24 protein-coding genes, 1 tRNA gene and 1 pseudogene are annotated in these 24,386 nt (G+C 68.9%); 11 read left to right on the forward strand and 15 right to left on the reverse strand.

Annotated features, from left to right (window positions below; all coding sequences use genetic code 11):
• Positions 1-17: 17 nt before the first annotated feature.
• Genes AC07OQ_RS05250 through AC07OQ_RS05260 form a run of 3 tightly spaced genes read left to right on the forward strand, consistent with a single transcriptional unit; the run spans position 18 to position 3,390 of the window.
• Complete coding sequence (locus AC07OQ_RS05250) at positions 18-2,012, forward strand: cytochrome c biogenesis ResB family protein (RefSeq protein ID WP_495052042.1); 1,995 nt, start codon at positions 18-20, stop codon at positions 2,010-2,012.
• Positions 2,009-3,133: a c-type cytochrome biogenesis protein CcsB gene (gene ccsB / locus AC07OQ_RS05255; RefSeq protein ID WP_495052043.1), complete on the forward strand. Its 1,125-nt coding sequence runs from the start codon at positions 2,009-2,011 to the stop codon at positions 3,131-3,133. The genes AC07OQ_RS05250 and ccsB overlap by 4 nt, the downstream gene beginning before the upstream one ends.
• Positions 3,134-3,135: 2 nt before the next feature.
• Positions 3,136-3,390: a hypothetical protein gene (locus AC07OQ_RS05260; RefSeq protein WP_495052044.1), complete on the forward strand. Its 255-nt coding sequence runs from the start codon at positions 3,136-3,138 to the stop codon at positions 3,388-3,390.
• A 45-nt stretch (positions 3,391-3,435) separates the two neighbouring features.
• Here the strand turns inward: AC07OQ_RS05260 and AC07OQ_RS05265 are convergent, their stop codons facing one another.
• From AC07OQ_RS05265 to AC07OQ_RS05285, 5 genes are all read right to left on the reverse strand, one after another.
• Positions 3,436-3,741 carry a DUF2249 domain-containing protein gene (locus AC07OQ_RS05265; protein WP_495052045.1) on the reverse strand — a complete coding sequence of 102 codons (306 nt, stop codon included), beginning with the start codon at positions 3,739-3,741 and terminating at the stop codon, positions 3,436-3,438.
• A gap of 506 nt (positions 3,742-4,247) precedes the next feature.
• Positions 4,248-5,309, reverse strand: coding sequence for a Cj0069 family protein (locus AC07OQ_RS05270; RefSeq protein ID WP_495052046.1), 1,062 nt, complete (start codon positions 5,307-5,309; stop codon positions 4,248-4,250).
• Between the two features lie 30 nt (positions 5,310-5,339).
• The gene (locus tag AC07OQ_RS05275) at positions 5,340-6,269 is read right to left on the reverse strand and encodes a Fe-Mn family superoxide dismutase (protein WP_495052047.1); all 930 of its coding nucleotides are present in this window, start codon (positions 6,267-6,269) and stop codon (positions 5,340-5,342) included.
• Between the two features lie 12 nt (positions 6,270-6,281).
• On the reverse strand, positions 6,282-7,643 hold the full coding sequence (chrA, locus tag AC07OQ_RS05280; RefSeq protein ID WP_495052048.1) for a chromate efflux transporter: 1,362 nt from the start codon (positions 7,641-7,643) through the stop codon (positions 6,282-6,284).
• Entirely contained in the window at positions 7,640-8,572 is a 933-nt protein-coding gene (locus AC07OQ_RS05285) for a chromate resistance protein ChrB domain-containing protein (protein WP_495052049.1), read from the reverse strand. The genes chrA and AC07OQ_RS05285 overlap by 4 nt, the downstream gene beginning before the upstream one ends.
• A 114-nt stretch (positions 8,573-8,686) precedes the next feature.
• On the opposite strand from AC07OQ_RS05285, the pseudogene AC07OQ_RS05290 reads away from it, so the two are divergent.
• Positions 8,687-9,211, forward strand: a pseudogene (locus AC07OQ_RS05290) (transposase); the annotation flags it as partial.
• Positions 9,212-9,363: 152 nt separating this feature from the next.
• Here the strand turns inward: AC07OQ_RS05290 and AC07OQ_RS05295 are convergent.
• Positions 9,364-9,439, reverse strand: a tRNA-Ala gene (locus AC07OQ_RS05295).
• A 95-nt stretch (positions 9,440-9,534) separates the two neighbouring features.
• Between AC07OQ_RS05295 and AC07OQ_RS05300 the strand changes: the two genes are divergently transcribed.
• A complete protein-coding gene (locus AC07OQ_RS05300; protein WP_495052050.1) occupies positions 9,535-10,434 on the forward strand; it encodes an alpha/beta hydrolase in 900 nt (299 codons plus the stop codon).
• A 107-nt stretch (positions 10,435-10,541) separates the two neighbouring features.
• Here AC07OQ_RS05300 and AC07OQ_RS05305 read toward each other — a convergent pair whose 3' ends face one another.
• From AC07OQ_RS05305 to AC07OQ_RS05335, 7 genes are read right to left on the reverse strand one after another with little or no spacing between them, the layout of a single operon-like run.
• A complete protein-coding gene (locus tag AC07OQ_RS05305) occupies positions 10,542-11,171 on the reverse strand; it encodes a YitT family protein (protein ID WP_495052051.1) in 630 nt (209 codons plus the stop codon).
• Complete coding sequence (locus AC07OQ_RS05310) at positions 11,171-11,389, reverse strand: DUF2788 domain-containing protein (protein ID WP_495052052.1); 219 nt, start codon at positions 11,387-11,389, stop codon at positions 11,171-11,173. Before AC07OQ_RS05310 ends, AC07OQ_RS05305 begins: the two co-directional genes overlap by 1 nt.
• Positions 11,389-12,216, reverse strand: a complete 828-nt coding sequence (locus AC07OQ_RS05315) for a DUF2189 domain-containing protein (RefSeq protein WP_495052053.1) — start codon at positions 12,214-12,216, stop codon at positions 11,389-11,391. The genes AC07OQ_RS05310 and AC07OQ_RS05315 overlap by 1 nt, the downstream gene beginning before the upstream one ends.
• A gap of 55 nt (positions 12,217-12,271) precedes the next feature.
• Positions 12,272-13,333: a tRNA 2-selenouridine(34) synthase MnmH gene (gene mnmH, locus AC07OQ_RS05320; protein WP_495052054.1), complete on the reverse strand. Its 1,062-nt coding sequence runs from the start codon at positions 13,331-13,333 to the stop codon at positions 12,272-12,274.
• Positions 13,330-15,936: a [protein-PII] uridylyltransferase gene (locus tag AC07OQ_RS05325; protein ID WP_495052055.1), complete on the reverse strand. Its 2,607-nt coding sequence runs from the start codon at positions 15,934-15,936 to the stop codon at positions 13,330-13,332. Before AC07OQ_RS05325 ends, mnmH begins: the two co-directional genes overlap by 4 nt.
• 4 nt (positions 15,937-15,940) lie before the next feature.
• Positions 15,941-16,747, reverse strand: a complete 807-nt coding sequence (map, locus tag AC07OQ_RS05330; RefSeq protein WP_495052056.1) for a type I methionyl aminopeptidase — start codon at positions 16,745-16,747, stop codon at positions 15,941-15,943.
• A gap of 44 nt (positions 16,748-16,791) precedes the next feature.
• Entirely contained in the window at positions 16,792-17,616 is an 825-nt protein-coding gene (locus tag AC07OQ_RS05335) for an undecaprenyl-diphosphate phosphatase (RefSeq protein ID WP_495052057.1), read from the reverse strand.
• Positions 17,617-17,724: 108 nt separating this feature from the next.
• On the opposite strand from AC07OQ_RS05335, the gene AC07OQ_RS05340 reads away from it, so the two are divergent.
• From AC07OQ_RS05340 to AC07OQ_RS05355, 4 genes are all read left to right on the forward strand, one after another.
• The gene (locus AC07OQ_RS05340) at positions 17,725-18,444 is read left to right on the forward strand and encodes a TetR/AcrR family transcriptional regulator (RefSeq protein WP_495052058.1); all 720 of its coding nucleotides are present in this window, start codon (positions 17,725-17,727) and stop codon (positions 18,442-18,444) included.
• 143 nt (positions 18,445-18,587) lie between these two features.
• Entirely contained in the window at positions 18,588-19,238 is a 651-nt protein-coding gene (locus tag AC07OQ_RS05345) for a protein-L-isoaspartate O-methyltransferase family protein (RefSeq protein ID WP_495052059.1), read from the forward strand.
• Positions 19,238-19,564 (forward strand): rhodanese-like domain-containing protein, encoded by a 327-nt coding sequence (locus tag AC07OQ_RS05350; RefSeq protein WP_495052060.1) that lies wholly within the window; start codon positions 19,238-19,240, stop codon positions 19,562-19,564. Before AC07OQ_RS05345 ends, AC07OQ_RS05350 begins: the two co-directional genes overlap by 1 nt.
• 96 nt (positions 19,565-19,660) lie before the next feature.
• Complete coding sequence (locus AC07OQ_RS05355; RefSeq protein ID WP_495052061.1) at positions 19,661-21,001, forward strand: TolC family outer membrane protein; 1,341 nt, start codon at positions 19,661-19,663, stop codon at positions 20,999-21,001.
• A 48-nt stretch (positions 21,002-21,049) separates the two neighbouring features.
• Here AC07OQ_RS05355 and nhaR read toward each other — a convergent pair whose 3' ends face one another.
• The gene (gene nhaR / locus AC07OQ_RS05360) at positions 21,050-21,946 is read right to left on the reverse strand and encodes a transcriptional activator NhaR (protein ID WP_495052062.1); all 897 of its coding nucleotides are present in this window, start codon (positions 21,944-21,946) and stop codon (positions 21,050-21,052) included.
• A 114-nt stretch (positions 21,947-22,060) separates the two neighbouring features.
• Here nhaR and AC07OQ_RS05365 point away from each other — a divergent pair, with 114 nt between their 5' ends.
• Positions 22,061-22,759 carry a Bax inhibitor-1/YccA family protein gene (locus tag AC07OQ_RS05365; protein ID WP_495052063.1) on the forward strand — a complete coding sequence of 233 codons (699 nt, stop codon included), beginning with the start codon at positions 22,061-22,063 and terminating at the stop codon, positions 22,757-22,759.
• A 71-nt stretch (positions 22,760-22,830) separates the two neighbouring features.
• Here the strand turns inward: AC07OQ_RS05365 and AC07OQ_RS05370 are convergent, their stop codons facing one another.
• Entirely contained in the window at positions 22,831-23,349 is a 519-nt protein-coding gene (locus AC07OQ_RS05370; RefSeq protein WP_495052064.1) for an Lrp/AsnC family transcriptional regulator, read from the reverse strand.
• Between the two features lie 109 nt (positions 23,350-23,458).
• Between AC07OQ_RS05370 and AC07OQ_RS05375 the strand changes: the two genes are divergently transcribed.
• The gene (locus AC07OQ_RS05375; protein ID WP_495052065.1) at positions 23,459-24,361 is read left to right on the forward strand and encodes an EamA family transporter; all 903 of its coding nucleotides are present in this window, start codon (positions 23,459-23,461) and stop codon (positions 24,359-24,361) included.
• The last annotated feature ends 25 nt before the right edge of the window (positions 24,362-24,386 follow it).

Here is a 24,386-nt window from a genome sequence, read left to right on the forward strand (position 1 = left end):
TTGCGGACCTTGAGCGGATGAGGCGCCGGGTCTGGCGTCTGCTCGGCGCCATGCCGTTCGCGGTGGCCATCCTGGTGCTGGTCGCCGTGGCGGCCAGCGTCGGCTCGCTGCTCGAGCAGAACCAGCCCCATGCCAGCCATGTCGGCAACTTCGGCCTGCTATGGGCCGAGGCCTTCATGATCCTGGGCCTGAACGACGTCTACCACGCGCCCTGGTTCCTGACCCTGCTGGCCTTCCTGACGCTTTCCACCGGCCTTTGCGTGTGGCGCAACACGCCGCTGATGCTGCGCGAATGGCGCAGCTACAAGCATCATCTGGCGCTGCGCCAGCTGCTGCGGCTGCCGCATCGTTGCGAGCTCCGCGGCGATCTGCCGGCGGCAGAACTGCGGCCGCGCCTGGAGGCCGTATTGCGAGCCGCGGGCTACCGCTGGCGCGCCACGGGCGGGCCCGACTCGCTGGAGGTTTCGGCCAAGAAAGGCATGGCGCGCCGGCTCGGCTATGTGCTGACCCACCTGGCCATCGTCGTGATCAGTGTGGGCGGTCTGGTGGACGGCAATCTCGGCCTGCAATGGCGTCGCGCCACCGGCCGGGTCGTGCCGGCGCCGTTGCAGCAGCCGGGCACCGAGCTGGGGCCGCGCAGCCGCATCGGCCCCGACGGTGGCGCCTTCCGCGGCACGCTGCGGCTGGCCCCGGGCGAGACCGGCACGGCCGTGGCCCTGAACCTGGGCGACGGCTACCTGCTGCGCGACCTGCCGGTGCGGGTGCGGCTGGATCGCTTCCACATCGACTATCACCCCACCGGCCAGCCGCGCGACTTCGTCAGCGAGCTCAGCATCCTCGACCCGGCCCGGCCTGACGCACCACGGCGTCTGCGCCTGTCGATGAACAAGCCGGCGCGCTACGGCGGGCTGAGCTTTTACCAGTCCGGCTTCGATGATGGCGGTTCGGCTTTCGAGGCCGAGTTGCTGGGCCGTGGCGGCCTGAGCGTGCAAGGGCTGGCAGGGCATGTCGGCAGTTCGCAGGCATTGCAGCTGGACGGCCAGCCGGTGCGGCTGGAACCCGACAACTACCATCCGAAGAATGTCGTCGCCGAGGGCGATGCCGGTGCGCCCGGTTTGCGGCAGGCTTTTCTGCGCGGCAGGCAGCAGGCCGCTCGCATCGACCTGGGCCCCTCGCTGGCCCTGGGGCTGCGGGACGCGGCCGGCCAGCGTCTGGAGCAGACCAGCTATCAGCTGCCGATCACCCTGGACGGGCGGCGCTATTTCGTCCTGGCCCTGCGCGCCGCCGACGCGGCGGCATCGAGCTATCTGCGTCTGCCGCTGGATGACGCGGACTCGCTGCAGACCTACCAGGGCCTGATGGGCCTGCTGCAGGACCCGGCCCGGCGTGGCGCCTTGCTCGAGCGGCTGGGCAGCGGGCTCGAAGACCCCGCCGTCGCGGTCCCGCTGCGCCAGGGCCTGAACCATGCCTACGAGCAGTTCTTCGCCGGCGGCTTTGCCGCCGTGGGCCAGGGTCCGGATCCCCGCGCCGGTGACGCCCGGGCACATCGCACCGTGCTGGAGCTGATGTCGCGGCTCGGCCTGGAGGCCTGGCGGGTCCAGCGGGCGACGGCCATGGCCACGGGGGGCGCCGCGAGCGCCGACGCGGACCAGGCACCGCGCTTCGTGGCCGACAGCTTGCTGGCCTACAGCCGCTGGGTGGAACTGGGCCGGCCGCCGCTGCTGCGCCTGCGCGCGGTCGAGCCGGTCAGCGCGACCGTGTTGCAGGTCAGCCATGCGCCCGGCGCCATGCCGGTCTATGCCGGCATGGCGCTGCTGGCCCTGGGCGTGATCCTGATGGTGCTGACCCAGGAGCGCCGGCTGTGGCTGCGCGAGCTGCCCGATGGCGGGCTGCTGCTGGCCCTGATGGCCAACCGGCCGATGCCCGTGCTGGAGACGGAGCTGCAGGCCCTGGCGGCTGCGCTCGCGCCACCTCCTGCGGCCCCCATATTTCCGACAAGGACAATCCCATGACCCCCGAGTTTCCGACCGGGCACGAACCCGAGTCTCTTTCCGGCGAGCCCCTGCTGCATGCCGCAGGCTATTCCCTGGCGGCCGCAGCGCTGCTGCTGCGCCAGCCGGTGGCCTTCGAGACCTGGGATCGCCTGATCCTGATCCTTGCCGCCGGCCTGGCAAGCCTGCTGGCCTGGCGCTGGCCGGCGCATTCGCGCGCCCTGCTGGCGGCCCTGCTGCTGGCCGGCGCCGGTGCAGCGATGCAGCGGGCCGGCTGGGAACTGATGAGCCACACCCTGGCCAGCAGCCAGGCCCATATCCTGGCCATGGGCCTGTGCAGCGTGCTGGCGACGCCGGCCTACGGCCTCGGCTGGTGGCGCGCGGCGGCCGGGCCCGCGCGGACGGCCGAGCGCCTGTCCTGGGCCGCCCTGGTGCTGGGTGGCAGTGGACTGCTGCTGCGCTGGTTCGAGTCCTACCAGCCGGGCGGCGGCTTCATGGGGCATGTGCCGATCAGCAACCTCTACGAGGTGTTCGTCCTGTTCGTGATGATCGTGCTGGCCCTGCAACTGCGGTTGCAGGCCGACCCGGCGCTGCGCGCCGTCGGGGCCTTCCTGGCGCCGGCGGCGTCGGCGGCCTCGCTGTTTCTCGTCTGGTATGCCGGCGCTCGCGGCGCCCATGAGTTGCAGCCGCTGGTGCCGGCGCTGGACTCCTACTGGATGAAGCTGCACGTGCCGGCCAACTTCATCGGCTATGGCGCCTTCTGCCTGGCCGCGCTATGCAGCGCTGCCTGGCTGGCGGCCGGCCATGCAGGCCTGGCGAGGCGGCTGCCGCCGCGGGCGCTGCTGGAGGAGGCTGGCTACCGCCTGATCGCGCTGGGCTTCGTGTTCTTCACCATCGCCACCGTGCTGGGCGCGCTGTGGGCGGCCGAGGCCTGGGGCGGCTACTGGAGCTGGGACCCCAAGGAAACCTGGGCCCTGATCGTCTGGCTGAACTACGCGGCCTGGCTGCACCAGCGCCTGGTCAAGGGCAGTCGCGGCGCGCTCAACGCATGGTGGGCGCTGATCGGGCTGGCGATCACGCTGTTCGCCTTCCTCGGGGTGAACATCTACCTCTCCGGCCTGCACTCGTACGGAGGACTGTGATCGTGGCGCCCGCCTATCTCTTGCTGGGGCTGCTGCTCGCCAATGCCTGCGGCTGGCTGCTGATGAGCCCGGGCCGGCGCCTGTGGCGCTTCGGGTTGCCGGCGGCGCTGCTGGCGGGATGGCTGAGCCTGCCCGCAATGCTGGACGACAGCGTAGGCCGCGCCGCCCATCCGGGCCATGCGCTGGCGATCGGCGCGGCCTGCTTCGCGGTGATGGGATTCCCGGCCTGGGTCGCGCGCCGGCTGCGCAATGAGTGAGGCAGCGCTTGGCGGCAGAGGCGGGAGCCCCTGCCGATGCCAGCGTCAGCCGCCGCAGGCCCCGCCGGAGCAGCAGGAGCCGTTCGATGCGCGGGCCGCCGGGGCCTCAAGCTTGCGGATGCGGACATGCCACGCAGCGGGGCCCGCCTCGAGGTCGCTCCAGTCGAACTGGTTGCGGAAACGCTCGTTCAGCTGGTAGCGCAGGGGCAGGGGATCGTGGTCGTTGATGAGCTCGAAGGACTGGTGCGGCGCCAGGGCCTCGAAGACCGCAAAGATATGGGCGTGGCGTTGCTGCGGCGGGAGGGTTCGAATGTCGACGCAGGCGGGGGAGGCTGAAGCTGTACGGGTCATGGTGGGGCCGGAGCATGACCGGCATGACCGGGTGCTCGCAGAGCTTGGGGTTGTTGATTAAATGAATATTGAAAATGCATGTTAAATTGCGGAGCTTCGGCATTCAAGCGATCACCCTGATGCTGGCAGGTTGACCGCCAGGATGCCTGGACTGGGCTGTCGCAAGCGCTGTGGATCCGCGTCCTCTCTGTCCATGGCCTGCGGCGGCATGCCGGGCCATTTCGGAAGACAAACATGCAGCGCAAAGCTCGTTATTCACTCAAGACGGTTGAGACCGCCCTGTATCTGGTGCAGCAATGCCGGCTTCGCGGCGAGGCGGACGACCTGACCATCCAGGCTGTGGCGCCTCGCAAATGCGATGCGCCGGCTCCCGGCCCTCGGTCACCAGCACATCCACGTCCGCATAGGCCAGCGATTGCCAGCACATGCAGAGCATCAGGGGGAAGGTGGTAAACCGACCGACGGCGCATGGGCCAGGAGTTTGGCCGAGCATTGCGGGGGCATGGTCAGCCGACTTCGTGCGACTTTCCCGCCAAGCGCGCTTTGACCACCGCGACCAGGGGGGCGACGGCCGACGGCGGAAACGGCGATACGCTGCTGACGTTGATTTCGCAGAGCACGAAGCGCTCGGGCTGGGCGGCCTTGGGCTCCCCGAACATGAAGTCGCAGTCCCACAGCATCGGCAGTTGCTCCCGAGCGAGGCCGACCTGCTGGCGCAACAGCTCGATCCAGCCGGTTTCCAGCAGCTGCCTGAGCGTTTCGAACTGCGGGGCATCGGCCGGGTGATAGAGGCGCGGGCCTGCCGGCGGAGCGGGCTCGCCCGCCCTGCCCGGGTAGAGCGCATTGACCGCCTGATGGCCGAAGCCGGCAACGCGGTCTTCGACGAGATAGGCCCGCACCATGCCGTCCACCAGGCGGGGCTGCCATGCCTGGTCGATCATGTGGCCGCCGTTCTCCGGCTCGAAGTAGGCCGCCAGACGCTGCAGCAGCGTCGCCAGGTCGAGCTGCTCCTCCTCGCTGCCGCGTTGTGCATGGCGCACTTTCAGGAGGGGCGTGTCGGCGGCCCGCTCCACCCGCTCGACCCGCCAGATGCCGATGCCGCTGTGGCCGCGGTGCTGCTTCAGCACCCGCGCGCCATGCTGCAGGCGCTGCGGCAGCTCACGGGCGAGCCGTGCAAGGCTGTCGACGCGGACCACGTCGCTGCCGAACGGCAGGTCGCGCACGTCGAGCAGCACATCCTTGGTGCCCAGGCGCAGGATGGTGTCGGGATGGGTGCTGACGAAGACGCCGGCCCGTGCGACCTCGCGCAGCATGGCATCGAGCCGGTCGCGACGGCGCCCCGACTCGATGGGATTGCTCCAGACCAGCACGCCATCGACCCGGCGTAGCTGCGCGGCCACCTCGTCGGCGAGGTCGTCGTGATAGACGGCAGGCTCGGCCGCGATACCGGCCGCACGGAATGCCTCGAACAGCATCGCAAAGCGGCTCTGCGCCGGATCGCTGCGCTCGCGTGCCGCGCGATCGCCCGGGTAAAGCAGGGCCAGAGAGGGTTGACGTTCGACGGCCATGGGAAGCTCCTTCAGGCTTGGCCGGTCAGTTCAGCCGGCGGCGCCTTTGGCTTGGAGTGGGCGGCCATCGCGGGTCCACCGGTCGATGCCGCCAGCCAGGAAACGAGCGGAGACGCCTTGCGCGCGCAGCCGCATCGCGGTCGCACGGCCGACCTCATGGCCGTAGACGCAATAGACCAGCAGCTCGCGCCCTTCCGGCAGTTCTGGCAGCTCCGCGGCCCATTCGGAGACCTTGGCCGGGTCGCGCCATTGCGCGCCGGGCAGCACCGTGGTGGCTTGCTCGTACACCGCATCGCGGCGCACGTCGAGCACGACGTATTGCGCGGGATCGAGCGCGATGGGATCGGCGGCCAGCCCCTCGCTCGCAAGGTGGACCACTTGCTGGTAGCGCTCATAGACCCTGTCCCAGGCGATGTTGGCCATGAAGGCCTCGACGTAGGCGCCGGCCTGGGCGCCATGGTCCAGGTGATAGGCATGCTCGTACATGTCCAGCGCCAGGATGGGCGTCGCGCCGGCCAAACCCTGCGTGTGGTCGGCGGCCCATTGATTGACCAAGCGCGCCTCGCGCGGCAGCCAGCTCAGCAGCACCCAGCCGGAGCCGCCGCCCAGGGCCCGACCCATCGCGACGAACTCATCGCGCCAGCGCGCGACGCGGCCGAAGCTGGCGCTCAGGGCCAGTGCCATGGCCCGCACCATCGCGGTACCGCCACCACCCAGGCTGTCGAAATAGAGCTCGTGCAGCAGCATGGAATTGGCGGCGATCAATTCCTCGCGCTTCAGGCCGTTGAGCACAAAGCCCGGGGCGTCGGCGAAGCTCAGCTCGGCAAGCTGCTTGCGGATGGCGCCGAGCCGCTTTACCGCGCCGCCATAGTTGTTCTGATGGTGGCTGCGCAGCAGGCGCTCGGACAGTCCCGGGGTCCGTGCCGGATCAAACGTCAGGTCTCGCATCGCGACATCCATGAGCCACCTCCATCAACGAAGCAGGCCGGGCAGGCCCGTGATCGCCAGGCCGATCAGGGCACAGGCCGCCAGCAAGGGCATCACGCCCACCTTGAAGCGGAACAGGGCGACGGCGGCACCGAGCGCAATGACGGCCGACACCCAATCGAAGCGTCCGGCGAAGCCCTGCGGCCAGAGCACGTGGTAGGCGAAGAACAGCGCCAGGTTCAGGATCACGCCGACCACGGCCGCCGTGATGGCGGTCAGCGGCGCGGTGAACTTCAGATTGCCATGGGTGGACTCGATCACCGGGCCGCCGGCCAGGATGAAGATGAAGGACGGCAAGAAGGTGAAGAAGGTGACCACGCCGGCCGCCGCGGCACCGGCCAGGAACAACGCGTCCGGCCCGAACAGCTGCTTGGCCCAGCCGCCGACGAAGCCGACGAAGGCCACCACCATGATGAGCGGGCCGGGTGTGGTTTCACCGAGGGCCAGGCCGTCGATCATCTGCGTGCCGCTGAGCCATTGGTGATGCTCGACCGCGCCCTGGTACACATAGGGCAGCACGGCGTAGGCGCCGCCGAAGGTCAGCAGCGCGGCCTTGGTGAAGAACCAACCCATCTGAGTCAAGCCACCCTCCAGACCATGGTGCAGCACCAGCCAGCCCATCGCGGCCAGCCACAAGCCCAGGCCGATGAGCAGCACGCGAGCCAGACGGCCGCGTCGGAACCGCGCATGGGGTGGCGTCGGTGTGCCGTCGTCGATCAGGGCCGGGCCGTAGCTCTGCTGGGCGGCGCCATGTCCGCCACCCGGGGTGAAGACCTGCGGCGCGAACCTGGCGCCCAAGGCTCCCAGGGTGCCGGCGGCCAGCACGATCAATGGGAACGGTAGGTCGAGGGCGAAGATCGCGATGAAGGCGGCCGCGGCGATGCCCCACAAGCAGCCGTTCCTCAGCGCGCGGCTGCCGATGCGATGCGCGGCGTGGACGACCAGGGCGGTCACTGCCGGCTTGATGCCGTAGAACAAGCCGGCCACCAGGGGCATCTCGCCAAAGGCCAGGTAAATCCAGGACAGCGCGATCAGGATGAACAGCGAGGGCAGCACGAACAGCACGCCAGCGACGATGCCGCCCCGGGTGCGGTGCATCAGCCAGCCGATGTAGGTGGCCAGCTGTTGTGCTTCCGGCCCGGGCAGCAGCATGCAGTAGTTCAGCGCATGCAGGAAGCGCCGCTCGCTGATCCAGCGGCGCCGCTCGACCAGCTCGGTGTGCATGATGGCGATCTGACCTGCCGGCCCGCCGAAGCTGATGAAACCCAGCTTGAGCCAGAAGCGCAAGGCCGTCCAGAAATCGACCGGCTCGGGCCGGTCCTGGGGGCTGGCAGCGCTGCCGGTCATGCGGCTTGCTCCTTGGTGAAGGCGATCAGCAGGCCCTCGAACACGCCGGCGGCCGTCTGCAGCAGCAGGTCGTCATCGGTGATGGCTTCGCGCATGCCGGCCAGCACGCGCTCGACCCCGACGGCTTCGGGTGGCTGCACGCCGCCAACGTCCAGGCCGTGCACCAGCAGGCCGAGACGCAGCAGGGGCGGGTTCTCCAGACCAAAACTGGCCAGCAGGGTCTCGAAGGTCACGCGTGCGCCGACATGGGTGAAGGTCGCGCCGTCGAAGTCAAAGCCCAGCGCCTTCTTCGGACAGTCGGTCGGCGTCTTGAGCCAAAGAAAGCGCGCCTCGGGATCGATGAAACGGCGGATCAGCCAGGCGCTGGCGAGGCGGTCCACCCAGGGGCGTTGGCGCGTGGCCCAGGTGCGGCTCCGGTAGTTGGCGGCGTTCAGCCGGACGATTTCGCTGTGTGATGGTGAAGGCTCATCCGGTGAGAGCGCTTGGTTGATCTGCTGTTCGAGGGTCTCCAGTGCCTCTTGGGTCTGGCGCTGCGCTTCTCCCGGGAAGAAGTCGATCGCGACCAACTGCTCGAAGCCCTTGCGCAGCTTGCGAGCCTGCTTCAGCACATCCATGGCTGTGGATGAATCCAACAATGCACGGCTGCCGGTGATCTCGCCCAAAAGTGCTCCGAACTCTGCACTTCGGTTGAACAGCGGGACGAAATCTTCGAGCGCCATCTCTGTGTTCAGCAGATATGCCGTTCCCTCATGCCGCTTCAGGTCTTCGGCCACGTCGCCCAAAGCACGCACATGCTCCTGCGATGACGGCATCACATAGGCGCCATCGCGCAGCACTGCTGCCCCCATGGCCTTCAACGCTCGCCAACAGCGCATCCGTGCCGCGGTGTTGTCGGTCGGGAGGGAAAGTACAAGAAGCAAGCACTTCATGTTGTTGATATTACTACTGTATGTAGAGTAAGCAACAAAACTGACGATACTGATCCTACGGCCGGGCTGCCCCCTCCCATCGCCAACACTTCGCTGGAACGGCTTTGAGGGGGGGCTGAGGCCCAGAGCAAGTCGATCCGCGAGGTCTGCAAGCGGCACAACATCACCAAGCAGACCTTCTTCCGCTGGCGCAACCAGTTCGGCGGCATGGACATGGCCGAGGCCAAGCGCCCGAAAGAACTGGAGTCCGAGAACACCATGCTCAAACGCATGCTGGCCGAGCAACTGCTGGTCATCGAAGGCCTGAAGGAGCTCAGGGGGGAATGACATCCCGTCGGGTCGCCGGGCTGCCGTTCAAGCCCTGACCTGCCGGGGCATCTCCGAGCGCCGGGCCTGCCAGACTCTGGGCCTGAGCCGGCGCGTGAGCAGCTACGCGCCGCGCCAGCCTGGTAAGGACCAGGCGCTGGGGGCTCGACTCATGGACGCAACCCAAGACGGCCTCGCTTCGGCTACCGGCGCATGGCGGCCTGGCTGGACATGGGCGAGGCGCATGTGCGCCGACTCTGGCGCGGCCTGGGCCTGCGTCAGCCCCGCAAGCGTCCACGCCCGTGTCGCAGCGGCCGGGACCTGCGCCTGCCGACGGAGCGCAGCGCAGCGGTATCCGCGGGGGTATGTGGGGAGGCTTGAACGTACATCTGGTCGCACGAACTTGGACATGGAGTTGGACATCCCATCTAAGTCGGCCGAACCAAAAGAAAAAGGCCTTGAATATCAAGGCCTTAGGATACGTTTGGTGGAGAGGAGGAGGATCGAACTCCCGACCTCCGCATTGCGAACGCGGCGCTCTCCCAGCTGAGCTACCCCCCCGAAGGTCATTTTCAGTATAGCAAGCCCGGCACCGAGCTTGCAGCGGGTTTTCTGCGAGGGCGCGCTTGCGTACATCTGGGGACACTGGGCGCCCGATGTCCACCCGAGGAGCGCCCATGGCCGGCCAGCCGCCCGAATGGTTCGATGCACAGTACAACAACCGCGCCCGCGTGTCGGACAGCGCGCAGATCCTGGCTCGCTGGGCCGAGGCCTCGCGCATGGCACGGGAACAACTGGACTGTCATCTGGACCTGGCCTACGGCGACGAGCCGGCGCAGCGCCTGGACCTGTTTCCCGCCCAGACCGCGAAGGCGACGCCGGCTCCGGTGCTGGTCTTCATCCACGGTGGCTACTGGCGCGCCCTGGACAAGGCGGATCATTCCTTCCTGGCGCCGCTGCTCACCGACGAGGGCGCGCTGCTGGTCGTGCCCAACTACGGCCTGTGCCCGGCGGTCAGCATGGAGCGCATTCCGCTGCAGCTGGTGCAGGCACTGGCCTGGGTGTGGCGGCATGCGGCCGAGTACGGGGGCGACCCGAACCACATCGTCGTCGCCGGCCACTCGGCCGGCGGCCATCTGGCCGCGATGCTGGCCTGCTGCGACTGGAAGTCGGTGGCGCCGGACCTGCCGCGCCATCTGGTCAAGGGCGTGCTGTCCATCTCGGGCCTGCACGACCTGGCGCCATTGCGCCACACGCCCTTTCTGAATGGGGACCTGCGTCTGGATGCCGAGTCGGTGCGGCGGCTGAGCCCGGTGCATTTCCCGGCGCCCGAAGCGCCGACCTATTGCGTCGTCGGTGCGACCGAGAGCGAGGAACTGCGGCGCCAGAATCGCCTGCTGCGCGAGGCCTGGGGCCAACGTGCCGTGCCGGTCTGCGAGGAGGTCGCCGGCTGCAATCACTTCGACATCATGCACGAGCTGGCCGATCCCGACGGGCTGCCGCACCGGCTGGCGCGTCGCCTGCTGGACCTGCGCTGGTACAGCGGCCTGCTATGAGCCGCCCATGCCTTGATGGCCGGCCGATGCTTGGGTTGACGTGATGCGCGCCGCCGGGCGGGCCTCCGACCGATCCACCGGGGGCTTCGGCATGTCGGCCCGCCGGTTCAGGTCGCCATGTAGCGGCCGGGCCGGTGATTGATGGCCAGGGCCGCATTGACCGCGGCCATGCCCAGCAGCGAGAGCGCGATGCGGTCCGGCGGCACGAAGGCCGCGGCCGCCAGCAGGATGAACGCGTCCAGCGCCGCCTGCACATAGCCGGCACGCCAGCCGCGCTTCTCCTGCAGATAGAGCACCAGGATATTGAGCCCGCCCAGCGAGGCGCGGTGCCGAAACAGGATCAGCATGCCGGCGCCGATCAGCAGGCCGCCGGTGATGGCGCCGAAGAAAGGGTTGAGCCGGGCCAGCGTGAACCAGCGCGGCAGCAGCTCGGCCAGCCCCGCCATCAGGCTCACGGCCAGCACGGTCTTCAACGTGAAGGCGAGTCCCAGACGCCGCCAGGCCAGCCAGTAGAAGGGCAGATTGATCAGGAAGAAGAGGGCGCCGAAGGGCACGCCGCTGGCATAGTGCAGCAGGAAGGCGATGCCGACGGTGCCGCCGGTCAGCATGCCCACCTGCTTGAACAGGGCCACGCCCAGCGCGACGAACAGAGTGCCGGTGATCAGGGCCTGGGCGTCCTCCAGCCGCGAGTGGCGCGGGAAGCTGCGAGAGCCGGGCCTGCCCTGGTCGCCCGCCATCACTCGCCCAGCCCTGCGAGGAAATACTTGATGATGCCCTTGGCCGCGAAGCCCACCAGGCCGAAGCCCAGGCCCAGCAGCAGGACGAAGGTGCCGAAGCGCCCGGCCTTCGATTCGCGCGCCAGCTGCAGGATGATGAAGACCATGTAGAGCATGAAGGCGCCGACCCCGAACGAGAGTCCGAAGGCGGCGATCTGCTCCTCGCTGTAGCCGAACATCAGGCGGCCCGGGGCAGGTCGCCCAACTGGTCGCCGAGCAGGTCGCCCAGCAGGTCGCCCAGCAGGTCGCGGTAGGCATGCCAGCTGGCATGGCCGAGCAGCGGCAGCACGACGACCAGGCCCAGCATCGCGCTGGCCATGCCCAGCAGGGTCAGCACCAGGATCAGCAGCGCCCATAGCGCCACCGGCGCCGGATGCGCCAGCACCACGCGCCAGCTGGTGAAGACCGCGCCGAGGATCGAGATTTCGCGGTCCAGCAGCAGTGGGATCGCCACCACGCTGGAGGCGAACACCGGCGCGGCCAGCAACGCGCCCAGACCCAGCCAGGCCTCGAACAGCAGCGAATGCTCGTCCAGCACGACGAGGCGCAGAAAATCCAGCGGCGTGGCGATGCGGCCGGCGCCGAAGGCCGTGATCAGCGAGGCCGAGGTCATCACCCAGCCGGTGCCGGCAAAGGCCAGCAGCAGGCCGAACAGCATCAGCCGGCCGCCGCGCGCGCCCCGCGGGCGCCAGGCCTGCAGCACCGTGCGCCAGCCGGGGGGCTGGCCGCGCTCCAGCGCGCGGCTGATCGCATAGAAGCCGGTGGCCAGGATCGGCGCCACCAGCAGAAAGCCGCTGAAGGCGCCGGCCAGCAGCCAGAAGCGCTGGCGCGCCAGCGCAAAGATCAGCGCACCGGCCAGGGCCAGCAGCAGGCCTTGGGTCAGCGCGGGGCCAGGGCAGCGGCGCAGATCCCGCCAGCCCCGGGCCAACCAGCCCAGCGGACGCAGCAGCGGCACGGCACGCACGCCATAGGCGCGCGACTCCCGCAGGGCTTGATCGGTGTGCATGGTCCACATCATGCCCGCGCCGGAGGCGGCGCGGCTTGATGGGCGTCAAGATGGGTCAGGGCTGGAGCAGCCGATGTGCCAGGTCTTGCACGGCGGCCGGCTCGGGCGATGCCAGGCTCAGGCGCTGCGCCCGGGCCAACTGGCTGTAGTGGGCCTGCAGCGAACGCTCGTATCCGGGGTCGTAATGCTCGTGCATCAGCGCCGCGAACACCTCGGCCCAGGCGCCTGCCCGAGCCTGGGCCTGCCAGTGGTGCACCCGCTCCCGGCCGCGCAGCTCGACCAGCCCGTCCAGCAGCTTGCAGAAGGCCTCGGGCTCGGCCTTGAAATGCGCATAGTCCTGCAGCAGCAGCTCCACGCGGCCGGCATCCGCCATCTCCAGCCACAGGCATTGCCCCTGCTCGCGCATGCGCCGGTGCAGGGCCTCGGGCACGCGCAGCTGTCCGATCTTGCGGCTCTCGCTCTCGACAAAGACTGGCCGCGCCGCGTCCAGCTTGCGCAGCTCTTGCCACAGCAGCGAGTCGAAGCGCTTCTGGCTGGGCTGGGGCTGGTCGGGCAGGCCGCCCAGCACCGAGCCCCGGTGCCGGGCCGCGGCCTCCAGGTCCAGCACCTGGGCGCCTTCAACGGCCAGGGCCTGCAGCAGCCGGGTCTTGCCCGAGCCGGTGCGGCCGCACAGCACGCGCAGGTCGAGCGCCTGCGGCAGGCGTTCCAGGTCCTCGCGCACCCGGGCGCGGTAGGCCTTGTAGCCGCCCTGCAGCTGGCGCGAGCGCCAGCCGATCTGCCCCAGGAACCAGTTCATCGCCCCCGAGCGCTGGCCGCCGCGCCAGCAATAGACCAGCGGGCGCCAGCTCTTGGGCAGATCCTTGACCTGCGCGTCCAGATGGCGCGCGATATTGCGCGCGACCAGTGCCGCGCCCAGCTTGCGCGCATCGAAGGGCGAGTCCTTGTAGAGCGTGCCGACGATGCGGCGCTCCTCGTTGTCCAGCACCGGCCAGTTCAGCGCGCCCGGCAGATGGTCGTCCTCGAACTCGGCCGGCGAGCGCACGTCGATGATGGCGTCGAAGCGCCCCAGATCATCCAGTGCCTCGTCCGGCGTCACGACATAGGAGGGCAGGCTCATGCGGGGAGGGACACGGCGTCCAGCAACTCGTTCTCGATCTGCAGCTGGGCCTTGGTCTGCTGCAGGGCCGGACCGTCGACCAGAAAGGTGTCCTCGACGCGCTCGCCCAGGGTCGAGATCTTGGCCAGCTGCAGATTGATGCCGTGGCGCGCCAGCACGCGGGCGATCGCATAGAGCAGGCCGGCGCGGTCGCTGGTGCTGATCGAGAGCAGCCAGCGCTGCGCGCGCTCGTCGGGGCGCAGCGCGATGCGCGGCGTGAAGGGGAAGCTCTTGACCCGGCGCGACAGGCGGCCGCGCCGGGGCTCGGGCAGCGGGCCCTCGCTGGCCAGGGCCTGGCCGAGCTTGGCCTCGACCAGCGACACCAGGTCGCGGTGGTTCAGGTCCTGGTCGGGGCTGATGACCTGGAAGGTGTCCAGCGCATAGCCGCTGCGCGTGGTGTGCACCTTGGCGTCCAGGATGTTGAAGCCGGCGCCGTCGAAATAGCCGCAGATGCGCGCGAACAGGTCCTGTCGGTCGGGCGCATAGACCAGCACCTGCAGGCCTTCGCCCACCGGCGAGGGGCGGGCGCGCACGATCGGCGTCGGGCTCGCCACATGGCGCCACAGCGCGCGGGCATGCCAGGCCAGGTCGCCGGCGTCGTGGCGCGCGAAATAGCTCAGCTCCAAGGTGGCCCACAGCGGCGTCTCGGTGTCGGGCAGCATCGAGTGCAGGGCCAGGGTCTGGCGAGCCTCCTGCTTGCGGGCCTCGATGTCGGCATCGAGATTGGGCTTGGCGCCGCCCAGGGCGCGCAGGGTCAGGCGGTACAGGTCTTCCAGCAGCTTGCCCTTCCAGGCATTCCAGACCTTGGGGCTGGTGCCGCGGATGTCGGCCACGGTCAGCAGGTAGAGCGCGGTCAGGCGGCGCGCGTCACCCATCTTCCTGGCGAAGGCGGCGATCACCTCGGGATCGGACAGGTCTTCCTTCTGGGCCACGCGCGACAGGGTCAGGTGGTGCTCGACCAGGAAGACGGCCAGGGCCTGATCTTCCTTGCTCAGGCCATGGTCGCGGCAGAAGCGTCTGGCCTCGGTGGCGCCCAGTTCCGAGTGATCGCCGCCGCGCCCCTTGGCCACGTCGTGGAACAGCGCGGCGATGTAGAGCAGATAGGGCTTGTCGAACTGCGCCGCCAGCTGCGAGCAGAACGGGTACTCATGCGCATGCTCGGGCACGAAGAAGCGCCGCACATTGCGCAGCACCATCAGGATATGCTGGTCCACCGTGTAGACATGGAACAGATCGTGCTGCATCTGGCCGACGATGCGGCGGAACACCCAGAGGTAGCGCCCCAGCACCGAGGTCTGATTCATCAGCCGGAAGGCATGGGTCTGGCCCTCGGGCTGCCGCAGGATCTGCATGAACATCGCCCGGTTCGCCGGGTCGCGACGGAAGGCGGCGTCCATCAGGCCGCGCGCGTTGTAGAGCGCGCGCAAGGTGCGGGCCGACAGCCCCTTGATGCCGGGCGTCTGCTGGTAGACCAGGAAGGTCTCCAGGATGGCGTGCGGCGCGCGCTCGTAGAGGTCGTCGCTGACCACCTCCAGCATGCCGGCCCGGTCCATGAAATGCGCGTTGATCGGGCGGCGCAGGCCCTGCTGGGAGCCGTTGATCTGCTCCTCCAGGTTCAGCATCAGCACCTGGTTGAGCTGGCTCACCGCCTTGGCGGCCCAGTAGTAGCGCCGCATCAGCAGCTCGGAGGCGCGCTGGCTGTCGCTGCCCTTGTAGCCGAAGCTCTCGGCCACCGCGGTCTGCAGGTCGAACACCAAGCGGTCCTCGCGGCGCCCGGCCACCGCGTGCAGGCGGCAGCGGATCAGGCTCAAGAGGCCCTCGTTGCGGCTCAGCTGGCGGCTCTCGAAGGGCGTGATCAGGCCGCGTGCGCTGAGCGCCTTCCAGGTCTTGCCCAGGCCGGCGGCGCGCGCGATCCAGATCAGCACCTGCAGGTCGCGCAGCCCGCCGGGGCTTTCCTTGCAGTTGGGCTCCAGCGCATAGGGCGTGTCGTCGTACTTCACATGGCGCTGGCGCATCTCCAGCGTCTTGGCACGCAGGAAGGCGGGCGCATCCATGGCGGCGTGCAGGCGCTGCTGGAAGCGCTTGAACAGCGGCCTGGATCCGCCGGAGCCGGCCAGCGCGCGCGCCTCCAGCATGGCGGTCTGCACGGTCACGTCGCCGGCCGCCTCGCAAACGCAGTCTTCCAGCGTGCGCACCGAGGAGCCGATCTCCAGGCCGACGTCCCAGCAGGCCGTGATGAAGCTCTCGATCGCGGTCTTGACCGGGCCGGGCTGGTGCGCCTCCATGCCGTCGGGCAGCAGCAGCAGCACGTCGACGTCGGAATGGGGGAACAGCTCGCCGCGGCCGTAGCCGCCGACGGCGGCCAGGCAGGCCTCCGGCGGCAGGCCGGCGCGCTGCCACAGGGCCTGCAGGGTCTCGTCCACATGGCGCGCCAGGCCGCGCATCAGCTTTTGGGCGGCCGTCAGCGTGGCGCGCTGCTGCAGGAAATCGGCGATCAGCGCCTGCTTGCCCTGCTTGAACAGGCGGCGCAGTTCGGCCAGGTCCGCACCGGGCTGGGGGCCCATGGGCTCAGGCGCCGGTGATGAAGGCGGGCGGCGGCGGGCTGCCGGCCGACAGGGTCATGATCTCGTAACCGGTGTCGGTGACCAGGATGGTGTGCTCCCACTGGGCGGAGAGCGAGCGGTCCTTGGTGACGATGGTCCAGCCGTCGCCCATCTCGCGGATCTCGCGCCGGCCGGCATTGATCATCGGCTCGATCGTGAACATCATGCCGGGCACCAGCTCCTCCAGGGTGCCGGGGCGGCCGTAGTGCAGCACCTGCGGCTCCTCGTGGAACTTCTGGCCGATGCCATGGCCGCAGAACTCGCGCACCACGGAGAAGCCGGCATTCTCGGCAAAGGTCTGGATCGCGTGGCCGATGTCGCCCAGGCGCGCGCCCGGCCTGACCTTCTGGATGCCCTTCCACATCGCCTCATAGGTGAAGGCGCACAGGCGCTTGGCCGCGATCGAGCCCTCGCCGGCGATATACATGCGGCTGTTGTCGCCATGCCAGCCATCCTTGATGACCGTCACGTCGATGTTGACGATGTCGCCGTTCTTCAGCGGCCGGTCGTTCGGGATGCCGTGGCAGACCTGGTGGTTGATCGAGGTGCAGACCGACTTGGGGTAGGGCGTGTAGCCGGGCGGCTGGTAGTTCAGCGGCGCGGGAATGGCCTTCTGCACATTGACGATGTAGTCGTGCGCCAGCTTGTCCAGTTGCTCGGTCGTGACCCCGGGTTTCACATGCGGGGTCAGCATGTCCAGCACTTCGGAGGCCAGGCGCCCGGCGATGCGCATGCCGTCGATGTCGGCGCCGGTCTTGATGGTGATCGTCATGCCGCAATTTTAAGGCCTTGCGGCCGGGCTTGCCCGGCCGTGGCCTACTCCGCCCAGACGACCAGCCCGCTCCAGGCGGTGGCCAGCACCAGGATGCCGAAGGCGATCCGGTACCAGGCGAAGGGCACGAAGCTGTGGCTGGAGATATAGCGCAGCAGCCAGCGCACGCAGATCCAGGCGCTGATGAAGGAGAACAGCAGGCCGCTGGCGAACAGCGGGACATCGTCCACCGAGAGCAGGGCGCGCTCCTTGACCAGGCTGTAGGCGCCGGCGCCGATCAGCGTGGGGATGGCCAGGAAGAAGGAGAAGTCGGTGGCCGCCTTGCGCGACAGGCCCAGCAGCATGCCGCCGATGATGGTGGCGCCGGAGCGGCTGGTGCCGGGAATCATCGCCAGGCATTGCACCAGGCCCACCTGCAGGGCCTGCAGCGGGGTCAGGTCGTCCACTTCCCGCACCTTGACGGCGGTGGCCGGGCGCTTCTCGGCCCACAGGATCACGAAGCCGCCCAGGATGAAGGTGGTGGCGACGACGGTGGGCGTGAACAGATGCGCCTTGATCAGCTTGCCGAAGATCAGCGCCAGGATCACGGCCGGCAGGAAGCCGATCAGCACGTTCAGCACGAAGCGGCGCGAGCGCGGCTCGCTGCTGAAGCCGACCGCGGTGTCGCGCAGGCGCTGCCAGTAGACCAGGATCACGGCGAAGATCGCGCCGGTCTGGATCGCGATGTCGAATACCTTGCTCTTGTCGTCGTGGAAGCCCAGCAGGGCGCCGGTGAGGATCAGGTGGCCGGTGGAGGAAATCGGCAAAAACTCGGTCAGGCCTTCCACCACGCCCATGATGGCGGCCTTGATCAACAGCAGGGGATCCAACGCACTCGCTCCCGGTTTGAAGTGGCCGCGATGATAGCCGCAGGGCCTGCGCGGTTGACCGGCGGGTAGGGTCTGCTTACATTACTGACCGGTCAGTCAGTACAAGCCATGCCACGCGCCACCGCCCCCGCCAGGGTCGCCCAACCCGCCCCGTCCGCCCGCGCTGCCGCCAAGGCGACGCCCGCCGATGCCCCCGCACCGCGCCAGCGCCGAAAGGAGGCGCGGCCGCAGGAACTGCTGGGCGCGGCGCTGGAGCTGTTCGTCGAGAAGGGCTTCGCCGCCACCCGCTCCGAGGAAGTGGCCGCGCGCGCCGGCGTGTCCAAGGGCACGCTGTACCTCTACTACCCCAGCAAGGAGGAGCTGTTCAAGGCGGTGGTGCGCGAGAACCTGTCCAGCCATATCGCCGAGGGGATGGAGATCGCGGCACAGCACCAGGGCAGCATGGCCGAGTTGCTGGCCATCGTGATGCGCGAGTGGTGGCAGCGCGTCGGCCTGGGGCCGGCCGGCGGCATCAGCAAGATCATGATGGCCGAGGCGCGCAACTTTCCCGACCTGGCGCACTTCTATATGGACGAGGTCATCGAGCCCACCCACCGGCTGCTGGGCGGCCTGCTGGAACGCGGCATGGCCAGCGGCGAGTTCCGCCGGCTGCCGGTGTTCGAGACCGTGCAGGTGCTGATCGGCCCGATGCTGCAGATGGTGCTGTTCCAGCATTCCTTCGGCGCCTGCTCGATGTTCAGCCCCGGCCTGAAACCCGAGGTCGTGCTGGCCGTGCAACTGGACCTGATGCTGCGTGGCCTGCTCCAGGACGAGGCCGCAGCCCGCTGATGCCGACCCGCTCGACGCTGCGGCGACGTTGCGACGAGGTTGAAATACGCGCACGCTACGCGCACGCCTCGGCGTGCACGCCCAGGGGAGCGGTGGGCAGGAAATAGAATCCGCGCTGCAAGAAATTGAAGGATTGCCTCACCATGAACATCGAACAAGCCCGCTTCAACATGATCGAACAGCAGATCCGCCCCTGGGATGTGCTGGATCAGGGCGTGCTGTCCCTGCTGTCCCTGGTCAAGCGCGAGGACTTCGTGCCCGCCGCCCACAAGGCCCTGGCCTTCATGGACACCGAAATCCCGCTGGGCCATGGCCAGAGCATGCTGGCGCCGCGCGTCGAGGCGCGCCTGCTGCAGGAGCTGAAGGTGGCCCGCCACGAGAAGGTGCTGGAGATCGGCACCGGCTCCGGCTACATGGCCGCGCTGCTGGGCCACAAGGCGCAGAGCGTGATCAGCCTGGAGGCGAACGCCGAGCTGGCCAGGCAGGCCGCCGGCAACCTCAAGCGCGCCGGCGTGCTGAACGTCAAGGTGCTGGAGCAGGACGGCGCCCTGGGCCTGGCGGCCGAGGCGCCGTTCGACGCGATCCTGCTGTCGGGCTCGGTGGCCGCGGTGCCCCAGGTCCTGCTGGACCAACTCAAGCCGGGCGGCCGCCTGGCGGCCATCGTCGGCGAGCAGCCGGTGATGCGCGCGATGCTCTACACCCGCGTCGGCAACGCCTTCCCGTCCAGCGTGCTGTTCGACACCGTGGCGCCGCGCCTGCAGGGCTTCGGCGAACCCTCGGGGTTCAGCTTCTGATGCCGCGGCAGCTCCAGCCAGCTCAGGCCAGCGAGGCGCTTGCCGGGTCGCCGCCAGCGCTGCTGCTGGACGTGCGCGAGCCCTGGGAGGCCGCGACCGCGCGCATCGCGGTGCCCGCCCAGCGTCTGATTCCGATGGGCGAGATTCCGGCCCGGCTGAGCGAGCTGGATCCGGCGCAGCCCATCGTGGTTTATTGCCATCACGGCATGCGAAGTCTGCAGGTCGTCGCATTTCTGGAGCGTCAGGGCTTCGAGTCGGTCTATAACCTCGCCGGCGGCATCGACGCCTGGTCCCTGGAGGTCGACCCCTCGGTGCCCCGCTACTGACCATCCGTCCAAGAAACCGCCAAGAAACCGTACCAAGGAAGACTCATGCCCGCTGATCACAAGAAGACGACCCCCAGGAGCGCCCGCAGTCTGCGCATGAGCCGCCTTCCCCTGGCCCTGGGCCTGTTGTTCGCCGGCATGAGCGCCCAGGCGCAGAGCCTGCAGGAGCTATACGACGCCGCGCGCGCCTATGACGCCACCTATCTGGCGGCGCGCGCCCAGGCCGATTCGGCCCAGTACCGGGCCGAGCTGGCCAATGCGCTGGCCCGCCCCACCGTGGGCCTGGGCGTCAGCGGCAGCCATCAGCAGGCCGATCCGCCGAGCAGCTACACCACGGTGGGCGGACAGCGCGTGCAGGTCACCGGCGACCGCGTCGGCACCACCACCTGGCAGGGCGGCCTGAACGCCAGGTACGCGGTCTACAACCGCGCCAACAGCCTGACCATCGAGCAGGCGCAGCGCTCGCTGAGCGTGGCCCAGACCGAGCTGGAAACCGCCGAGCAGGACCTGATCGTGCGCGTGGCCCAGGCCTATTTCGACGTGCTGGCGGCCCAGGATGTGCTGGCGGCAACGCGCGCCAACAAGGCGGCGAACGCCGAGCAACTGGCCTCGGCCAAGCGCAATTTCGAGGTCGGCACCGCCACCATCACCGATGCCCGCGAAGCCCAGTCGCGCTTCGACCTGAGCACGGCGCAGGAGATCGCGGCCGAGAACGACCTGCGCGTCAAGCGCGTCACCTTGGACCAGATCGTCGGCCGCATGGGGGTCGAGCCCAAGCCCCTGGCCCTGCCGGTGGTGCTGCCGACGATCGCGCCGCTGAATGTCGAACCCTGGGTCAGCCAGGCCGACGAGCTGCATCCGCAGGTGCGCAAGGCGCGCCTGGGTCTGGAAGTGGCCCGGCTGGAAACCGGCAAGGCGCGCGCCGCCGACGGCGTGACCGTCGACCTGACCGGCTCCCTGGGCGTCAACAATGTGCGCGGCTCCGGCGCCCAGCTGCCCGGCAGCACGAAGGCCGGCACCGTGGGTGTGCAGGTCAACCTGCCCCTCTACACCGGCGGCTACAACCAGAACCGCATCAAGGAAACCCTGGCGCTGGAAGAGCGCTCGCGCAACGACCTGGAGTTCGCCCGTCGCTCGGTGGCCGAGGGCACGCGCCGGGCCTTTCTGGGCGTGCAATCGCTGCAGGCTCAGGTGAAGGCCTTCGAGGCCGCCGAGGCCTCCAGCAAGCTGGCGCTGGAGGCCACCCAGCTGGGCTACAAGGTCGGCGTGCGCGTCAACCTGGATGTGCTGAATGCCCAGAACCAGCTCTACAGCACCCAGCGCGACCTGGCCAAGGCCCGCTATGACACGGTGCTGACCAGCCTGCGCCTGCGCCAGGCCGCCGGCCAGCTCAAGCCCGAGGACGTGACGGCGGTGAACCAGCTGCTGGCCAAGTAATCCGGCCGGCACCCCGCATAAACCCGCCGCCCGGCGGGTTTGTGCTTTTCATCGGCCGAACAGGCGGTCGCGCGCCGCCTCGGTGATCGCGACGACGCCCGGATGGGTCAGGCGCCGCTCCACCGAGATCGCGTAAAACTCCTCGACCAGTTCCTCGCTGCGCCCCAGCACCTCGACGCCGTACTGGGCGCAGGTCTCGGCCTCCAGCACGCTGGGCGCGGTGAACACGCCGCGGCCCTGGCGACCGAAGGCGTTCATCAGCGCGCCGTCGTCGAACTCGGCCAGCACATGCGGGTGCAGGCCATGGCGGGACAGCCAGGCCTCCAGCAGCGGCCGGATCGCCGCGGCCTGGCCCTGGATCAGCAGCGGCGCGTCGTTCAGGCAGTCCGGAAAGCGGCCCTTGAGCTTCTTGCGCAAACCGGGCGCGGCGAAGAAGCTCAGCGGGCTGCTGCCCAGCGCATGGTTGAAGGCCTTGACGCTGACCTTGCGCGGCAGCGGCTCGTCGGCCAGCACCAGATCGAGCTTGTGGATCGCCAACTGCCCCAGCAGATCCTGGAACTTGCCCTCGTGACAGGACAGGCGCAGGTCCTCCTCGACGTTGAGCGCCGGCTCCAGCAGGCGGTAGGCCACCTGCTTGGAGACCGAGTCCGCCACGCCCACCTTCAGCTCCACCTGGCGCCGCCCCTGGCGCGCCTGGCGCAGCCGCGCCTCCATGTCCTGGCCCAGCGCGAAGATCTGGTCGGCGTAGCTCAGCGCCACCCGGCCTTCGTCGGTCAGCTCCAGGCGCCGGCCGGCCTTGCGGAACAGCTTGCGGCCCAGGCGCTCCTCCAGCAGCTTGATCTGGCTGGACAGGGTCTGCGGCGTGGTGTTGAGCTGTTCGCCGGCGCGCACGATGCCGCCGGCCTTGGCCGTGACCCAGAAGTAGTGCAGGTGCTTGAAGTTCATCGGCGCCTCCCAGTATTCGGATTAATCGAAATGATGAGATTGAAAAATCGAATTTACGCGAAGTATCGCCGAGCCTACATTGCAGGCCTGTCTTTCCTTCAAGGACTTGGAACCATGAATACTTCGCGTGATCCCGTCAATGTGGCCGTGCTGTCGCCGCAGGCCGCGGGTCGCCGTGAGGCCGGCCTGCTGGCCAGCCACCGCGTGCTGCGCAACACCTATGCGCTGCTGGGCCTGACCCTGCTGTGGGCCGCCGTGGTGGCCGGCGGCACCGCTGCCCTGGGCCTGCCGCGCCCCGGCCTGCTGCTGACCCTGGGCGGCTATTTCGGCCTGCTGTTCCTGACCCACAAGCTGGCCAACAGCGGCTGGGGCCTGTTGTCGGTGTTCGGCCTGACCGGTTTCATGGGCTACACCCTGGGCCCGGTCATCGGCCATTACCTGGCGATGAGCGGCGGCGCGCAGATCGTCACGCTGGCGCTGGGCACGACCGCGGCGACCTTCTTCGCGCTGTCGGCCTGGGTGCTGACGAGCAAACGCGATTTCAGCTTCATGGGCGGCTTCCTGTTCGCCGGCATGGTGATCGCGCTGCTGATGGGCCTGGCCGCGATGTTCTTCCAGCTGCCGGCGCTGTCGCTGGCGGTGTCGGGCCTGGTGGTGCTGCTGTCCAGCGGCCTGATCCTGATGGAGACCAGCCGCATCGTGCAGGGCGGCGAGACCAACTACATCCTGGCCACCGTGGGCCTGTTCGTCTCGATCTTCAATCTCTTCTCGGCCCTGCTGAGCCTGTTCGGCTTCGGCGGCGGCGACGATTGACGATGTTCGTATCGGTTATGTGAGGACTCCCTGAAGCAACGGGGAATCTTGGGCTGACGGCCTGAAGCGATTCAAGTCACTGAGCCACGCCGGCGCCGCTTGACCGCGGTGGCCGGCGTTTTTTCTTGGGGCGCCATCGGCTCCAGCAGGGCCGCCGGCCGCAGCGGCGCATGCTCGCGCAGCACCCGCAGCACGATCGCGGTGGAGGTCTGGGCCAGCGCGCAGTAGCGCTGCAGCACCTGGTCCAGGTGGGCGACGTCGCGCACCGCGATCTCCAGGATCCAGCTGTCCTCGCCGGTGATGTTGTAGGCGCTCAGCACCTCCGGGCTGGCCTCCAGCGCGCGCAGCACGCGCTGCTCGTCGGCGCGGCCGACGCGGATCAGCGCGCGGATCGCATAGCCCAGCCGCGCGCTGTCCACCACGGCGCGGTAGCCGGTGATCACGCCCAGCTCCTCCAGCTTGCGCACCCGCTCGGTCACGGCTGGCTGGCTCAGGTGCACGCGCCGGCCCAGTTCGGCCATTGTCAGGCGGGCATCGGCCTGCAGTTCGGCCAGGATGCGGCTGTCATGGTGGTCCAGTTCGATGTCCATGGTTTTGCAGGCCGGATGCTTGAATGTCCTGCAATCTTAAGGTTGAAGGCGAGTCAAATCTTGAAATGCATATTCAAGACCCGGCCCCGACTGCCTAGCATTCCAGGCCATGAGCAGCAGCACGACCCTCACCCCCACCGCCGGCGGCCTGAGCCCGCGCGTGATCGCCTGTCTGGCCGCCACCTGGCTGGTCTGGGGCTCGACCTACCTGGCGATCAAGTACGCGCTGCTGAGCTTCCCGCCCTTCTTCCAGATGGGCACGCGCTTCCTGGCGGCCGGCGTGCTGCTGGCCGTGTGGATGCGTTGGGTGAAAGGCGCGGCCTGGCCGAACCCGCGCCAGTGGCTCAATGCGTTGGTGGTCGGCGCGCTGATGCTGGGAGGCGGCATGGGCGGCACGGCGACGGCCGAGCAGACCGTGGGCTCGGGCCTGGTGGTGGCCTTCATCGCGGTGATGCCGCTGATGATCGCGGCGCTGAACCTGATCTGGAAGGTGATCCCGAGCCGGCTGGAGTTGCTGGGCATCGCGCTGGGCCTGGCCGGCGTGCTGATGCTGACCCAGGGCCAGGGCTTCGGCGCCTCGCCCGCCGGCCTGATGGCGATCACGACGGCCTGCGCCTGCTGGGCGCTCGGCAGCGTGCTGTCGCAGCGCTATTTCCAGCTGGCGCCCGGGCCGATGGGTTTTGCCAGCGAGATGCTGGCCGGCGGCGTGGTGCTGATGGGCCTGAGCCTGCTGAACGGCGAGGCGGTGCAGCAACCGCTGCGCAGCGAGGCGGTCTGGGCCTGGCTGTATCTGGTGGTGTTCGGCTCGCTGATCGCCTTCAATGCCTATATGGTGCTGCTGGCCGAGGCCTCGGCCGGCTTGGCGTCCAGCTACAGCTTCGTCAACCCGGTGATCGCGATGCTGCTGGGCGTGGTGATCGCCGGCGAGCAGATCAGCGGCTTCGAGTGGATGGCGGCCCTGGTGGTGCTGGGCGGCGTGGTCCTGCTGCTGCTCGGGCGCAGCAAGACCTGACCCCGGACGGGGGATCGCCGAGGCA

Source organism: Roseateles sp. GW821-FHT09B06, from assembly GCF_059418245.1.